Source organism: Mycobacterium sp. SMC-11 (assembly GCF_046250095.1).
GTDB lineage: Bacteria > Actinomycetota > Actinomycetes > Mycobacteriales > Mycobacteriaceae > Mycobacterium > Mycobacterium heraklionense_A.
Genome location: NZ_CP176430.1, coordinates 2786867 through 2801171, shown reverse-complemented (window position 1 = coordinate 2801171; position 14305 = coordinate 2786867). Strand labels below are relative to the sequence as shown.

Here is a 14305-nt window from a genome sequence, read left to right as displayed (position 1 = left end):
ACCGTCACGTCGCCAAGTTCCTATCGGCGTGAATCCGCAACGAGCGCAATGGTTCTAGGGCCGGTGGTGCGAGCGCTGTGGGGGCGCGCCAAGGTGCCGCATTCGGCCTCCCAGATTTAGGTTTGCCTTTCTAGTTTCTACAAAATCCCTTGTGTAAACTCTCTGCCCATGGCATATGTGATCGGGAAGCCGTGCGTTGACGTGATGGACCGGGCCTGCGTGGAGGAGTGCCCGGTTGACTGCATCTACGAAGGCGGACGAGCCCTTTACATCCACCCGGATGAGTGTGTGGACTGCGGAGCCTGCGAGCCGGTGTGCCCGGTCGAGGCCATCTACTACGAAGATGACCTCCCGGACGAGCTCCAACCGCACCTGGCCGACAACGCGGAGTTCTTCACCGAGGCGCTGCCCGGACGCGACGAGGCACTCGGCTCACCCGGCGGCGCCGCCAAGATCGGTCCCCTCGGCATCGACACCCCGCTGGTAGCCAGTTACCCACCCCAGGGGGAGTGAGCGACATCGCCAAGCCGCCTGTGCCACCTGGAGGACGTCGCCTCGACGTTCTTCGGCTGGTACAGGCCGCCGACGAACCGCTGAGCATCGCGCAGATCGCCGACGAGTTGGGGGTGCACCCCAATACGGTGCGCTTTCACCTGGACACCCTGGTTGAAGAAGGCCGCGTCGAGCACACCGAACCCGACCACAAGGGACGGGGGCGGCCTGCGCTGATGTTTCGGGCGATCCGGCAGATGGACCGTGGCGGAACCCGCCGGTTCCGGCTGCTCGCCGAGATCCTCACCATCGGTTTGGCCGCCGACGCCGACCCCAGCGGCAAAGCACTGGCCGCCGGCCGGGCGTGGGGTCTTCGGCTGCGGCCGCTGCACCAACCCTCCGGGCCCGTCGACGCCCAGGAATCCACCGACCATCTGCTCGAGATGCTCGACGAGCTGGGCTTCGAACCCGAACGCCTGGAACGCGATGCCACCGGAGACGAGCAACTCGGGCTGCGGCACTGCCCGTTCCTGGAGCTCGCCGAAACCTCCACCCAAGTGGTCTGCCCGATCCACCTGGGGCTGATGCAGGGAGCGCTGGAGGCCTGGGACTCGCCGATGACCGTCGACCGACTCGACCCCTTCGCTAAGCCCGATCTGTGTGTGGCGCACCTGAAAACACCGACCCTCAACGGAGTCCCGGTCCACGCCTCGCGCCCCACCGCCGTACGTGCGGAAGGAACCACCGGGTGAGTGCCGGCGCCTCCGTTGCGATCGCTGCGACATTCGTCTGGCTGGGAATGGTGACCGCGATTTCGTTCATGGAGGCGCCGCTGAAGTTCCGGGCGCCCAACGCGACCATCCCGATCTGCCTCGGTATCGGCCGGTTGGTCTTTCGGGCCCTCAACTCCGCCGAATTCCTGCTGGCCGCCGTTATCGCCGTCACCTTCGCGATCGAGCGGCCGACGGTCGGCATCGCTGTCAGCTACGCGGTCGCCGTGGCGATGCTGGCGGCTCAGGTGCTCGCGGTGCGTCCGGCCCTGGGGCGACGCGCTGACCAGGTGCTGTCTGGACTGGAGGCGCCCCGCTCGCGGGCGCACTACGCCTATGTCGCACTGGAACTGATCAAGGTCGCCGCGCTGGTGCCGTTGGGCATCCTGCTGTTGTCTCGCTGAACCGTCCCACCGAGTGAGAAGGAGTACCGATGGAATCGACTTCGCTGAATGTGCTGGCCGACGAGAAGCTCGCCGAGGCCACCCAGCATCACAGCGGTCGGGCGGCCCACACCGTCTACGGCGGTTCGGTGCATCACCTGCGCCAGACCCTGGTCGCGCTGCAGGCCGGCCAGTCGCTGGCCGAGCATGACAGCCCGGGGGAGTCGACCCTGCAGGTGCTGCGCGGCCGGGTGCGGCTGACGGCCGGCGACGACAGCTGGGAGGGGGCAGCCGGCGACCTCGTCACGCTGCCGCGCACCCGCCACGCGCTGGAGTCGCTGGAAGACTCCGTGGTGCTGCTGACCGTCGCCAAGAGCGCCTCGCACTGAGCGTGCCGCTGCACACACCCTGGTCGCAAGGGGCCGGTCTGCGGTTGCCCATCCTCAATGCCCCGATGGGCGGGGTGGCCGGTGGCCGGTTGGCCGCCGCTGTCAGCGCGGCGGGCGGGCTGGGCATGATCGGGATGGGCAGTACCGCCACGGCGGCGACGCTGGCGACCGAGTTGGCGGCGCTCGGAGCCGCATCGCGGTTCGGGATCGGTTTGGTGGACTGGGTGATCCGCGATCAGCCGGACCTGCTGGATGCCGCGTTGGCTGCCCGCCCGATGCTGCTCTCGGTCAGCTTCGGAGCCGATCTGTCCTGGGTGCAGCGCGCCCACGCGGCCGGGATCCTGGCTGTCACTCAGGTCTATGACGCCGACAGTGCCCGACGTGCCCAAGACGCCGGGCTGGACGTGCTGGTGGCGCGCGGTGCCGAGGGCGGCGGCCACGGGGAGATCCGGCTGGCCACCCTGCCGCTGCTTGATGCGGTCCTGGACACCGTCGAGGTGCCGGTGCTGGCCGCGGGCGGGATCTCCGGGCCGCGCAGCCTGGCCGCCGTATTGGCTGCCGGTGCGGCGGGGGCGTGGCTGGGGACGGTCTTCTCGGCGTGCCCCGAGGCCCTGACCGGCGAGGCTGCCCGCCGCGCCCTGATCGCGGCCGCCGGCACCGACACGATCACCACCCGCGTCTTCGACGTGGGGCAGCGGCTGGACTGGCCGGCGCGGTTCCCGTCACGAGTGCTGCGCAACGAGTTCACCGGCCGCTGGATCGGCCGAGAGGATGACCTGGCCGGCGACCGGGAGGCGGGCGCGGAACTGGCCGCCGGGATCGCCGCCGACGATCAGCGAATTGCCCCGGTCGATGCGGGTCAGGGCGTGGGCAAGCTCACCGACAGTCGCCCAGCGGCCGTGGTCCTCGACGAGTTGTGCACCGGGGCGCAGCGCCTGCTGGCGCGCTGGAGCTGACCTGCGGGCGTCACACCGCCCGCAGATAGCGTTTGGCGATCGTGCGCTGCGCCAACCGCCCAATCGGACCGGCCGCCCTGATCCACCAGCTGGCGGGCCGGGAGAACGCCCGCACTTGCGCGTACACCGTCTCATCGGCCGGGTCATAGCGCACCGAGAACAGCTCCTCACCGGATTCGGGATGCCCGGCCAGCGTGCCATAGGCGAAGCCGCGCCGGTCGGGCTCGTTCACGACATAGACCACCCGGCACGGCGCGCTCAGCACGCCCAGTCGTACTCGCGCCACCGCGTCCACCGTGGCGATGTCGCTGTCGGCGTGCACCCGCACACCCAGCCCAGCGCCGCGCAACATGCCCCAGCGCAGCACCGCGTCGCCGGCCTGCTCAAAACGCCGGCGCCCCCTACCGATCGGCGCGCTCAGGTCGAGGTGGTGATACCCGGCGGGCAGCGTTGCGGCGGTAGCGCCCACTTCGGCGTAGGTGAGCGGCAACCCACGCAGCGTGCTCAAGTCCACGACCCAACCTTGCCATCGCGGGCGTGCCGCCGACACCGCAATCGCAGGAACGTTAAATAAGGGGGTGAATGCCCCACCACACGCCGGCGGCGGTTTCAATCCGCCCGAACCGACCGAAAGGGGCGGGCCGGACTACGGCCGGTTCCTGGAGACCATGCGCGAGCTGCAGGACCACGCCCGCGCCGTCGACGCTCCCGCCGAGGTGATCACTCGGGCCGCCGACGCGCTGCAGGAGGTCTGCGACCTGCTGGCTCCCTACGACACCGACGAATGGTCGTCACCGTCGGGGCGCCGGCTGGACCTGCCGATGCGCGGCAACCTGCTGCCGGTGCCGATGAAGCTCAAGAAGCACGATGACGGGCGACTGCGCGGCTGGGCCAGATTCCGCAGATTCCACCTGGGCCGCAACGGCGCGGCGCACGGCGGGGCGATCGGGCTGCTGTTCGACTCAGTGCTGGGGACTGCGTCCTGGATGCTCACCGGGGGGCCCTATCAGCGCACCGCCTACCTGCACCTCAACTATCGCCAGATCGTCCCGATCGACAAGGAGCTGCAGGTCGAGGCGTGGGTCAGCCGGACGGAGGGCCGCAAGATCTACGTCGAGACCAGGCTGTGCGACGGCGACACCGTACTGACCGACGGAGAGGCCTTGTTCGTGGTGCTCAAACCCGGCCAACCATGAGGCTGGTGTACTCGCGAACGGCTGGCCACCAGTGCCCCGATAGCATGGTCGCGGACGTTTCTAGCCCCTAGCACCCCCTTGGAGACCACGTCATGACCGCGCCCGCCATCCCCGCCCCGGCAAGCCCGATCCGGGTGGCTGCCGGGACAACCGCGGCCGCGGCGGTGCGCGCGGCGGGCCTGCCCGACCGGGGAGCCCCGAACGCCATTGTGGTGGTGCGCGACGCCGAGGGCCGACTGCGCGACTTGAGCTGGACTCCCGAGGTCGACGCCGAAGTGACCCCGGTGGCCGCCGACACCGACGATGGCCGCAGCGTGATCCGGCACTCGTGCGCCCACGTGCTGGCCCAGGCGGTGCAGGACCTGTTTCCGGCCGCCAAACTCGGTATCGGCCCGCCGATCACCGACGGCTTCTACTACGACTTCGACGTGCCCGAGGCGTTCACCCCCGAGGACCTGGCCAAGCTGGAGAAGCGGATGCGCGCCATCATCAAGGACGGGCAGCTGTTCTCCCGGCGCGTCTACGAGTCCAAGGACGCCGCTCGCGCCGAGCTGGCCGGCGAACCCTACAAACTCGAGCTGGTCGACGACAAGTCTGGCGACAGCGACATCATGGAAGTCGGCGGCGACGAACTCACCGCCTACGACAACCTGAACCCGCGTACCCGGGAACGGGTTTGGGGTGATCTGTGCCGTGGCCCGCACATCCCGACCACCCGGTTCATTCCGGCCTTCAAGCTCACCCGGTCCTCGGCCGCCTACTGGCGCGGTGACCAGAACAACGCCAGCCTGCAGCGCGTCTACGGCACCGCATGGGAATCGCAGGAGGCGCTGGACAGTCACCTGGAACTGATCGAGGAGGCACTGCGCCGCGATCACCGCAAGCTCGGGGTCGAGCTGGACCTGTTCAGCTTCCCCGACGAAATCGGTTCGGGGCTACCGGTTTTCCATCCCAAGGGTGGAATCATCCGCCGGGAGCTGGAGGAGTACTCGCGGCGCAAGCACATCGAGGCCGGCTACCAGTTCGTCAACACCCCGCACATCACCAAGTCCGAACTCTACGAGACCTCCGGACACCTCGAGTGGTACCGCGAGGGCATGTACCCGGCCATGCACATCGACGCGGAGTTCGCCGAGGACGGCGCGCTGCGTAAGCCGGGCCAGGACTACTACCTCAAGCCGATGAACTGCCCGATGCACCACCTGATCTTCCGGTCGCGTGGGCGCTCCTACCGGGAACTTCCGTTGCGGCTCTTCGAGTTCGGCAGCGTCTACCGCTACGAGCGTTCCGGCGTGGTGCACGGGCTGACCCGGGTGCGCGGGATGACTCAGGACGACGCGCACATCTACTGCACCCGCGAAAGCATGCGGGACGAGCTGACCTCGTTGCTGCGCTTCGTGCTGGACCTGCTCGCCGACTACGGTTTGGACGACTACTTTCTGGAGCTGTCCACTAAGGACCCGGAGAAGTACGTCGGCTCCGACGAGGTGTGGGAGGAGGCGACCGACACGCTGCGCGAGGTCGCCGAGGAGTCCGGGCTGACCCTGGTGCCCGACCCGGGCGGTGCCGCCTTCTACGGACCGAAGATCTCGGTGCAGGTCAAGGACGCGCTAGGCCGCAGCTGGCAGATGTCGACCATCCAGCTCGACTTCAACATGCCCGACCGCTTCGAGCTGGAGTACACCGCTTCTGACGGGACCCGCCAGCGACCCGTGCTCATCCACCGGGCACTGTTCGGTTCGATCGAGCGATTCTTCGGTGTGCTGACCGAGCACTACGCCGGTGCCTTCCCGGCCTGGCTGGCGCCGGTCCAGGTGGTCGGCATCCCGGTCGCCGACCAGCACGTGGGATACCTGGAAGATGTTGCCGCGCAACTGCGCAGCGCCGGGGTCCGGGTCGAGGTCGACGCCAGCGACGACCGGATGCCCAAGAAGATCGTCAACCACACCAACCAAAAGGTGCCCTTCATGCTGCTGGCCGGCGACCGCGACGTCGAAGCGGGCGCGGTCAGCTTCCGGTTCGCCGATCGCACGCAGATCAACGGGGTACCGCGCGACGAGGCGGTGGCGGCCATCGCCGGCTGGATCGCCGCACGTGCCAACACCGTGCCGACCGCCGAGACGGTCAAGGCGGGCCTTGAGTCGGGTCCCGAAGCGAGTGAGGCGCAGTGAGCAGCGACCAGGCCGGCGAGGAGGCGATCGTCGACACCGGCGCCGGTGATCCCGACCGGCTGGAGCGCCTGTGGACGCCGTATCGGATGACCTATCTGGCCGAGGCACCGCTGAAGCGTGCCGATTCGGGCTCGGCACGATCCACCCAGCCGTTCACCGATATCCCCACGCTCTCCGATGAGGACGGGCTGGTGGTGGCGCGCGGTGAGCACGTCTATGCGGTGCTCAACCTCTACCCGTACAACCCGGGCCATCTGATGGTGGTGCCCTACCGGCGGTTCTCGGAGTTCGAAGACCTCACCGACGACGAGGGCAGCGAGCTGATGGCGTTCATCCAGAAGGCGATCCGCGTCATCAAGGCCGTGTCACGCCCGCACGGATTCAATGTCGGGATGAACCTCGGCGAGTCGGCGGGCGGGTCGCTGGCCGAGCACCTGCACGTGCATGTGGTGCCGCGCTGGGGCGGTGACGCGAACTTCATCACGATCGTCGGCGGCTCCAAAGTGATCCCGCAGCTGCTGCGCGACACCCGCCGGCTGCTCGCCGACGAGTGGGCCAAACAGTAATGAGCAGACTGCCGTTCCTGTCGCGGGCGACGTTCGCCGGCATCACCACGCCGGTGGCGCGCGTGCTGTTACGCGCCGGACTCACCGCCGACATCGTCACGATGATCGGCACTGCCGGCGCGGTGCTGGCGGCGCTCACACTGTTCCCGACGGGTCAGCTGTTCGCCGGCACCCTGATCGTCTGGTTCTTCGTGCATTTCGACATGGTCGATGGTGCGATGGCCCGGCAGAGCGGCGGCGGCAGCGCGTTCGGCGCCGTCCTGGATGCGACCTGCGACCGGATCAGTGACGGCGCGGTGTTCTGCGGGCTGGCCTGGTGGGCGGCGTTCGGTCTGGACGACCCGCCGCTGGTGGTGGCCACCCTGATCTGCCTGGTCACCTCGCAGGTGATCTCCTATATCAAGGCCCGCGCGGAGGCCAGCGGACTGCGCGGCGACGGCGGCTACATCGAACGGCCCGAACGGCTGATCATCGTCTTGGTGGGCGCCGGACTGTCCGGCCTGCCGGTCTTCCCGCTGCCGTGGGCGTTGCCGGTGGCGATGTGGCTACTGGCGGTGGCCAGTCTGATCACCTGCGCCCAGCGGCTGCACACGGTGCGGACTTCGCCGGGTGCGGTGGAGCCGTTGCCGCAGATGTCCGACGGCTCCGACGGCTCCGACGGTGAGGAATCCACAGGACCGTGACATTCATCCCGAGCGGTCTGCGAGTTCCCGGGCTCAGTCAGCTGGACGCCTGGGCCACCGACGCCGGATTCGCGGCGGGCTGGATGCTGGTGCGTGCGATGCCGGAATTCGTCGCCCGCAACGCGTTCGACGCGGGCGCCCTGTTCGCCTCGCGCGGCGGGGGACCCGAGCAGCTGCGCAGGAACCTGGCCCGCGTCGTCGGGGTGGCGCCACCGGAAGTGCCGGCGGAGCTGATGCGGGCCTCGCTGGCGTCCTATGCCCGGTACTGGCGCGAGGCGTTTCGCCTGCCCACCATGGACCACGCGGCGCTGGCGGCGCAGCTGCATGAAACGGTGCGGGGCCGCGACCACGTCACCGCGGCGCTGGCGGCCGGCCGCGGGGCGGTGCTGGCATTGCCGCACAGCGGCAATTGGGACATGGCCGGGGTATGGCTGGCCCAGACCCACGGCGGGTTCACCACGGTCGCCGAGCGCCTCAAACCCGAATCGCTCTATCGCCGGTTCCTCGCGTTCCGGGAGAGCCTGGGATTCGAGGTGCTGCCGTTGTCCGGTGGCGCCCGGCCGCCGTTCGAGGTCCTCGCCGAGCGACTGTCCGGTAACGGCCTGGTGTGTCTGATGGCCGACCGCGACCTGACCCGTGGTGGGGTGGCGGTCGACTTCTTCGGTGACGTCACGCGGCTGCCGGCCGGTGCGGCGAGACTTGCGATCGAGACCGGCGCACCGCTGCTACCGGTGCACTGCTGGTTCGACGGCGCGGGCTGGGGCATCGACATCCAAGCCCCGCTGGACTGCAGCAGCGGGGATGTCGGCCTGATCACCCAGGCGCTGGCCGACAAGTTCGCCGCGGGGATCGCGGCGTACCCGCAGGACTGGCACATGATGCAGCCGCAGTGGATCGCCGACCTTCCCGAATCGCGACGGGCGCGCTTGGGGGAGACCTGATGCGCATCGGCATGGTCTGCCCCTACTCGTTCGATGTACCGGGCGGGGTGCAGGCTCATGTGTTGCAGCTGGCGGAGGTGCTGCGCGGGCGCGGGCATCACGTCAGCGTGCTGGCACCGGCGTCGCCGGATGTCGTGTTGCCCGACTACGTGGTGTCGGCCGGCAAGGCCGTCGCGATCCCCTACAACGGCTCGGTGGCCCGACTCCAGTTCAGCCCCGCGGCGCACCGCAAAGTCAAGAAGTGGTTGGCCAAGGGCGACTTCGATGTGCTGCATTTGCACGAGCCGAACGCCCCCAGCCTGTCGATGCTGGCGCTGAACGTGGCCGAGGGCCCCATCGTGGCGACGTTTCACACCTCGACGACCAAATCGCTGACCCTGAGTGTGGTGCAGGGCCTGCTGCGGCCGATGCACGAGAAGATCATCGGCCGCATCGCGGTTTCCGACCTGGCCCGGCGTTGGCAGATGGAGGCCCTGGGCTCTGACGCAGTGGAGATTCCCAACGGGGTGGACGTGGCTGCGTTCGCCACGGCGCAGCCCCTGCCGGGTTATCCGCGAGCCGGGCGCACGGTGCTGTTCCTGGGCCGCTACGACGAACCCCGCAAGGGGATGGCGGTGCTGCTGGGGGCACTGCCGACGCTGGTCGAGCGGCACGCCGACGTGCAGGTGTTGATCGTCGGGCGAGGCGATGAGGACGAATTGCGCCGCAGCGCAGGGAAATTGGCAAGCCACCTGCACTTCCTGGGTCAGGTCGACGACGCCGAGAAGGCCTCGGCCCTGCGCGGCGCCGATGTGTACTGCGCTCCCAACACCGGCGGGGAGAGCTTCGGGATCGTGCTGGCCGAGGCGATGGCCGCCGGAACCGCGGTGGTCGCCAGCGATCTGGACGCCTTTCGCCGGGTGCTGGGCGACGGGGAAGCGGGCCGGCTGGTTCCGGTCGACGACTCCGCGGCACTGGCCGCGGCCCTGATCGAAGTGCTCGACGATGATGCGCTGCGGGCGTCGTATGTGGCGGCCGGGGCCGAGGCGGTGCGCCGCTTCGACTGGCCGGTGGTCGCCGACCAGATCATCCGCGTCTACGAGACGGTCGCCGGGGTCGGCAGCAAGGTGACGGTGGGCGACTGATGGAGCTGACCATCGTGGCGACCCTACTGGTGCTGGTCGCGGTGGCGGTACTGGCCGCCGCGGTGGCCTGGGCATACCAGACCGCCAACCGGCTCAACCGGCTGCATGTGCGCTGCGACCTGTCCTGGCAGGCGTTGGACGGGGCGCTGGCGCGCCGCGCGGTGGTGGCCCGGGCCGTCGCGATCGACGCCTACGGGGACCAGGTGGCCGGTCGGCGACTGGCTGCCGTGGCCGACGTCGCCGAGCGGGCACCGCGCTACGCACGAGAGGCTGCCGAGAACGCGCTGTCGGCCGAGCTGGCGATGGTCGACGCCCAGTCGCTGCCGCATGTATTGGTCGCCGAGTTGGCAGACGCCGAAGCGCGAGTGCTGTTGGCCCGCCGGTTCCACAACGACGCGGTCCGTGACACCGTGGCACTGCGTGAACGTCCGTTGGTCCGAGTTCTGCACCTCGGCGGAACAGCGCCGATGCCAACGTATTTCGAGATCGTAGAGCGGGCCGGCATGGTCGGCCACGGCGGTCGCAGCGTGCTGGAACCACGCATCTCGGCGCGGGTGGTGCTGCTCGACGAGGGCGGATCGGTGCTGTTGCTGTGCGGTCACGACCCGGCTCTGCCCGACGATGCGGCCAACCCCGCACCACGGTGGTGGTTCACCGTCGGCGGGCAGGTGTTGCCCGATGAGCCGCTCGCCAAGGCGGCGGCCCGCGAACTGGCCGAGGAGACTGGTCTGCGGGTCGAACCCGGTGAGCTGGTCGGACCGATCTGGCGCCGCGACGCGGTGTTCGAGTTCAACGGTGAGCGCCTCGACAGCCAGGAGTTCTTCTTCGCCTACCGCACTGCGCGGTTCGAGCCATCCGGGGTTGGCCGGACTGGGCTGGAGCAGCGCTACCTGCACGGTCATCGCTGGTGCGATGCCGCAGAGATCGCGGCGCTGGCCGCCGGCGGTCAGAAGGTCTACCCGCTACAACTGGGCGATCGTCTGGCCGAGGCGGCTCGCTCGGCCGACGGCGGTGCCGGAGTTGATGCCGGCCTTCGCCGGATTTCCTGACCTGCGCGGCTTAGGCTGAACACGCCTCGGGCGAATCATCCTCGCTACCCAGGGAGTCGTCATGCCGACACATCGTGCTGTTCACGTAGCCGCCGTCGATGCGCCGCTGACTCTGGTCGATGTCGATACTTCGCAACCGGGTCCCGGCCAGGTTCGTATCGCCGTCGCCGCCTGCGGGGTCTGCGGCACCGACCACGCGTTCGTCAGCGGTGGCTTTCCCGCCATGACCTGGCCGCTGACCCTGGGCCACGAGATCGCCGGCACGATCGCCGAACTGGGGTCGGGCGTGACGGATTGGCAGCTCGGTGAGCGGGTCGCGGTCGGCTGGTTCGGGGGACACTGCAACCACTGCATTCCTTGCCGCAAAGGCGATTTCATTCACTGCGTCAACGCCTCGGTGCCCAGCTGGCACTATCCGGGCGGCTACGCCGAATCGGTGACGGTTCCGGCCAATGCATTGGCCCGAATCCCCGACGAGCTGTCCTTCGTCGAAGCCGCGCCCATGGGCTGCGCCGGAGTCACCACCTACCACGCGCTGCGGTCTACCCGGGCGCGAGCGGGGGACCGGGTCGCGGTGCTCGGCCTGGGCGGTCTGGGGCACCTGGGCGTGCAGTTCGCCCGGGCGATGGGCTTCGAGACGATCGCGATCGCACGTGGAGCCGCCAAGGAAGCCGACGCGCTCGCGCTGGGTGCCCACCACTACATCGACTCGACCGCCGGCGACGTCGCTGCGGCGATGGCGGCGCTGGGCGGTGCGTCGGTGGTGCTGGCCACCGCGGCCAATTCGCGAGCGATGGCCGAGACCCTTGGCGGGCTGGCGCCGCGCGGGGAACTGGTGATCATCGGGGTCACCGGCGAGCCGCTGCCGATTGCCCCCGTGCAGCTGATCACCCCCGGGCTCAGCGTCATCGGCCACCCCTCGGGCACCGCCCGCGATGTCGAAGAGACCATGGCATTCGCGGTGCTGTCCGGGGTTCGGGCCCGTGTCGAGGAGCGTCCGCTGGCCCAGGCCGCCGAGGCCTACGCCGCCATGGAGCAGGGGCGGGCGCGTTACCGCATGGTCTTGACCATGTGAGTTATCGCGGTCAGGCAACGTCGGCGTCGTAATCCCAGCGGGTCGGCGGAGTGATCCCCGGCGGCGTCCACGCCACGAACATATGCCCGTCAGGATGGGCTGTCCGGGTCGGTGCCACCCCCAGCAACGCCCGTACCTCGCCCAATGGCTTGTCCAGCAGCTGCTCGTAGGGCGCAGCCATCAGGTTGTCCGCGCGTTGCCCCCGGCGCACCGCCTCCCGAAAGTAGCGCAGCTTGCGGGGCGGTGAAGCCGGGATGATGGTGCCCAGCAGCCCGAGGCTCAGTGTTTTCAGGGCGCCGGACGGCTCCATCTGGCCGCAGTGGAAGCCGAGGTTGCCGAACTCCCCGCCCATGTCGGGACCGTAGCCGCCGAGGGTGTGGAATATGTCGTGCAGCGCGGTGCCGCGCCGCATCATGTAGAAGAAGTCCTCGTCCCAGCCGCGGCGCTCGGCGATCGGCCGGATCACGGTGTCCACGTCGAACACGCCGGCATCCAGGCGGTTGGTGTGTAGAAACGACCGGTAGGCGTGGCCCAGGGACCCGACGGGCAGCGCGGCCAGATAATCGTCGTCGCCGAGCAACGCCAGCAGATCCGGCTTCTCGGCGAACAGCCGCTGGCCGTTGGGGTGGGCGCGCAACTGGTAGTAGCTGCGGGCCAGGATCGGCGCCGCCAGGCCCACGATCAGGTCGAAGGCGGATGACCCGTTCTTGCCCGGATTGGCCAGCAATCGCCAGGAACCGAGCACGGCCTGCCAGTCTCGGTGTTCGGGTACGCCGTTTGACGTTGTCACCATGCGACGATCCTTTCATTCGATGCCCTCATCGGGTGATCCAATAATAGACATTTGAATGGAGATGTCCATATATGTCGGCGAAGACGGTCCGGGGGCGGGGCAGACCGCCCGGCGGCGGCAATCCACCCGAACACGCCCGCGAACTCCTGCTTGAGGCGGCCGAACGCTCGTTCGCCCGGCGCGGCTACCGCGCCTCCACGATGCAGGTCATCGCCCGCGAAGCCGGCTACACCCGCGCGGTGATCTACCGGCACTTCGCCACCCGTGACGAGCTGCTGGACGCGCTGGTGGTCCGCGTCGCCGGACGCCGGATGGCCGAGATCGCCGCCCGGATGGAACCGACCGCCGAACCCGGCGAGCTGGTGACCGAATCGCTGGTGATCGTGGCCACCGAGGTCGGCCGGGATCCGCTGCTGCGGGTGATCTCCGAGCACACCGACGACGGCAACGTCGCCGGGCTGATCGCCCGCTCGGCGACGCTGAGTGAGGTGCTGGCCGGGCAGTTCGAGGCCGGATTCGCCGAGGCGGGCGAGTGCCTGCGCGCCGGGCTACATCCCGGTGACGCCGCCCGGTTCGTGCTCTCGAGCGCCCTCGGCCTGTTGCTGGGACTTATCCCCGGTGTGCACGACGCCGACCAGGTCCGCCGCTATGTGCGGGTGTTCGTATTGCCCGCGCTGCTCGCCGATCCGCCGCCGGCGGGGCCGGTGTTCACGGCGTAGCGGTAATGAGCGGGAAAACCGCTGGCGTCGGCCCACTACACTGAGCGGGTATTACAGGCCAGCAAGGAGAAGCATTCAGTGGACAGCGCGGCGCAGAACGGTTCGGCACCCGACGGACAAACGGGTACTGCGCGAGTAAAGCGCGGCATGGCCGAGATGCTCAAGGGCGGCGTCATCATGGACGTCGTCACCCCGGACCAGGCCCGCATCGCTGAGGCCGCCGGCGCCGTCGCGGTGATGGCACTGGAGCGGGTGCCCGCCGACATCCGTGCCCAGGGCGGGGTTTCGCGGATGAGCGACCCGGACATGATCGAGGGCATCATCGCCGCGGTCACCATCCCGGTGATGGCCAAAGTGCGAATCGGGCACTTCGTCGAGGCGCAGATCCTGCAGAGCCTCGGGGTGGACTACATCGACGAGTCTGAGGTGCTGACCCCGGCCGACTACACCCACCACATCGACAAGTGGCAGTACACCGTGCCATTCGTGTGCGGGGCGACCAACCTGGGTGAGGCGCTGCGCCGGATCACCGAGGGCGCGGCCATGATTCGCTCCAAGGGCGAGGCCGGCACGGGTGACGTCTCCAACGCCACCACCCACATGCGGTCCATCGGCGGCGAGATTCGCCGGCTCACGTCGCTCTCCGAAGACGAATTGTTCGTTGCCGCAAAGGAACTACAGGCGCCCTACGAGCTGGTCGCAGAGGTGGCCAGGGCCGGGAAGCTGCCGGTGACGCTGTTCACCGCGGGCGGCATCGCCACCCCGGCGGACGCCGCGATGATGATGCAGCTCGGCGCGGAAGGCGTGTTCGTCGGTTCCGGCATCTTCAAGTCCGGTGACCCCGCCGCACGTGCAGCGGCCATCGTCAAGGCCACCACCTTCTACGACGACCCCGACGTGTTGGCCCGGGTATCCCGCGGGCTCGGCGAAGCGATGGTCGGCATCAATGTGGAGGACATCGCGCAACCGCACCGGCTTGCCGAACGCGGCTGGTAGAA

The 14305-nt window shown here is 69.0% G+C and carries 17 protein-coding genes; 15 read left to right on the top strand and 2 right to left on the bottom strand.

The genetic code is table 11. The features are described from left to right. The first annotated feature begins 168 nt into the window (after positions 1-168). The 5 genes from fdxA (at position 169) to ACKY0X_RS13075 (ending at position 2990) form a co-directional block, all read left to right on the top strand. A complete protein-coding gene (gene fdxA, locus ACKY0X_RS13095) occupies positions 169-513 on the top strand; it encodes a ferredoxin (protein WP_024441594.1) in 345 nt (114 codons plus the stop codon). Then, positions 510-1244, top strand: a complete 735-nt coding sequence (locus tag ACKY0X_RS13090; RefSeq protein ID WP_409426381.1) for a helix-turn-helix transcriptional regulator — start codon at positions 510-512, stop codon at positions 1242-1244. The genes fdxA and ACKY0X_RS13090 overlap by 4 nt, the downstream gene beginning before the upstream one ends. Continuing rightward, positions 1241-1666 carry a hypothetical protein gene (locus tag ACKY0X_RS13085; protein ID WP_409426380.1) on the top strand — a complete coding sequence of 142 codons (426 nt, stop codon included), beginning with the start codon at positions 1241-1243 and terminating at the stop codon, positions 1664-1666. The genes ACKY0X_RS13090 and ACKY0X_RS13085 overlap by 4 nt, the downstream gene beginning before the upstream one ends. A gap of 29 nt (positions 1667-1695) precedes the next feature. Continuing rightward, entirely contained in the window at positions 1696-2034 is a 339-nt protein-coding gene (locus ACKY0X_RS13080; RefSeq protein WP_065039147.1) for a cupin domain-containing protein, read from the top strand. Positions 2035-2099: 65 nt separating this feature from the next. Beyond that, a complete protein-coding gene (locus ACKY0X_RS13075) occupies positions 2100-2990 on the top strand; it encodes an NAD(P)H-dependent flavin oxidoreductase (protein ID WP_409429621.1) in 891 nt (296 codons plus the stop codon). A gap of 10 nt (positions 2991-3000) precedes the next feature. On the opposite strand, the gene ACKY0X_RS13070 is transcribed toward ACKY0X_RS13075, so the two are convergent. Then, positions 3001-3504: a DUF1990 domain-containing protein gene (locus ACKY0X_RS13070; RefSeq protein WP_409426379.1), complete on the bottom strand. Its 504-nt coding sequence runs from the start codon at positions 3502-3504 to the stop codon at positions 3001-3003. A 64-nt stretch (positions 3505-3568) separates the two neighbouring features. Here ACKY0X_RS13070 and ACKY0X_RS13065 point away from each other — a divergent pair, with 64 nt between their 5' ends. From ACKY0X_RS13065 to ACKY0X_RS13030, 8 genes are all read left to right on the top strand, one after another. Further along, positions 3569-4186, top strand: a complete 618-nt coding sequence (locus ACKY0X_RS13065) for a PaaI family thioesterase (RefSeq protein ID WP_409426378.1) — start codon at positions 3569-3571, stop codon at positions 4184-4186. Between the two features lie 92 nt (positions 4187-4278). After that, the gene (thrS, locus tag ACKY0X_RS13060; protein WP_409426377.1) at positions 4279-6357 is read left to right on the top strand and encodes a threonine--tRNA ligase; all 2079 of its coding nucleotides are present in this window, start codon (positions 4279-4281) and stop codon (positions 6355-6357) included. Next, a complete protein-coding gene (locus tag ACKY0X_RS13055; protein ID WP_409426376.1) occupies positions 6354-6923 on the top strand; it encodes an HIT family protein in 570 nt (189 codons plus the stop codon). The genes thrS and ACKY0X_RS13055 overlap by 4 nt, the downstream gene beginning before the upstream one ends. Next, complete coding sequence (gene pgsA / locus ACKY0X_RS13050) at positions 6923-7606, top strand: phosphatidylinositol phosphate synthase (RefSeq protein WP_409426375.1); 684 nt, start codon at positions 6923-6925, stop codon at positions 7604-7606. Before ACKY0X_RS13055 ends, pgsA begins: the two co-directional genes overlap by 1 nt. Further along, positions 7603-8547: a phosphatidylinositol mannoside acyltransferase gene (locus ACKY0X_RS13045; protein WP_409426374.1), complete on the top strand. Its 945-nt coding sequence runs from the start codon at positions 7603-7605 to the stop codon at positions 8545-8547. Before pgsA ends, ACKY0X_RS13045 begins: the two co-directional genes overlap by 4 nt. Beyond that, entirely contained in the window at positions 8547-9671 is a 1125-nt protein-coding gene (locus ACKY0X_RS13040) for a glycosyltransferase family 4 protein (RefSeq protein WP_409426373.1), read from the top strand. Before ACKY0X_RS13045 ends, ACKY0X_RS13040 begins: the two co-directional genes overlap by 1 nt. Next, positions 9671-10720 carry an NUDIX hydrolase gene (locus ACKY0X_RS13035; protein ID WP_409426372.1) on the top strand — a complete coding sequence of 350 codons (1050 nt, stop codon included), beginning with the start codon at positions 9671-9673 and terminating at the stop codon, positions 10718-10720. The genes ACKY0X_RS13040 and ACKY0X_RS13035 overlap by 1 nt, the downstream gene beginning before the upstream one ends. Before the next feature lie 61 nt (positions 10721-10781). Continuing rightward, a complete protein-coding gene (locus tag ACKY0X_RS13030; protein WP_409426371.1) occupies positions 10782-11795 on the top strand; it encodes an alcohol dehydrogenase catalytic domain-containing protein in 1014 nt (337 codons plus the stop codon). Positions 11796-11805: 10 nt separating this feature from the next. On the opposite strand, the gene ACKY0X_RS13025 is transcribed toward ACKY0X_RS13030, so the two are convergent. After that, on the bottom strand, positions 11806-12588 hold the full coding sequence (locus ACKY0X_RS13025) for a Coq4 family protein (protein WP_409426370.1): 783 nt from the start codon (positions 12586-12588) through the stop codon (positions 11806-11808). A gap of 71 nt (positions 12589-12659) precedes the next feature. On the opposite strand from ACKY0X_RS13025, the gene ACKY0X_RS13020 reads away from it, so the two are divergent. Continuing rightward, a complete protein-coding gene (locus tag ACKY0X_RS13020) occupies positions 12660-13307 on the top strand; it encodes a helix-turn-helix domain-containing protein (RefSeq protein ID WP_409426369.1) in 648 nt (215 codons plus the stop codon). 78 nt (positions 13308-13385) lie between these two features. Beyond that, positions 13386-14303, top strand: coding sequence for a pyridoxal 5'-phosphate synthase lyase subunit PdxS (gene pdxS / locus ACKY0X_RS13015; RefSeq protein WP_046283662.1), 918 nt, complete (start codon positions 13386-13388; stop codon positions 14301-14303). Positions 14304-14305: the final 2 nt, after the last annotated feature.

Excerpts from the sequence above, each read along its gene's own strand:
- fdxA (WP_024441594.1), top strand. The coding sequence starts at position 169 with ATGGCATATGTGATCGGGAAGCCGTGCGTTGACGTGATGGACCGGGCC.
- ACKY0X_RS13080 (WP_065039147.1), top strand. The coding sequence starts at position 1,696 with ATGGAATCGACTTCGCTGAATGTGCTGGCCGACGAGAAGCTCGCCGAG.
- ACKY0X_RS13075 (WP_409429621.1), top strand. The coding sequence starts at position 2,100 with ATGGGCGGGGTGGCCGGTGGCCGGTTGGCCGCCGCTGTCAGCGCGGCG.
- thrS (WP_409426377.1), top strand. The coding sequence starts at position 4,279 with ATGACCGCGCCCGCCATCCCCGCCCCGGCAAGCCCGATCCGGGTGGCT.
- pgsA (WP_409426375.1), top strand. The coding sequence starts at position 6,923 with ATGAGCAGACTGCCGTTCCTGTCGCGGGCGACGTTCGCCGGCATCACC.
- ACKY0X_RS13040 (WP_409426373.1), top strand. The coding sequence starts at position 8,547 with ATGCGCATCGGCATGGTCTGCCCCTACTCGTTCGATGTACCGGGCGGG.
- ACKY0X_RS13035 (WP_409426372.1), top strand. The coding sequence starts at position 9,671 with ATGGAGCTGACCATCGTGGCGACCCTACTGGTGCTGGTCGCGGTGGCG.
- ACKY0X_RS13030 (WP_409426371.1), top strand. The coding sequence starts at position 10,782 with ATGCCGACACATCGTGCTGTTCACGTAGCCGCCGTCGATGCGCCGCTG.
- ACKY0X_RS13025 (WP_409426370.1), bottom strand. The coding sequence starts at position 12,588 with ATGGTGACAACGTCAAACGGCGTACCCGAACACCGAGACTGGCAGGCC.
- ACKY0X_RS13020 (WP_409426369.1), top strand. The coding sequence starts at position 12,660 with ATGTCGGCGAAGACGGTCCGGGGGCGGGGCAGACCGCCCGGCGGCGGC.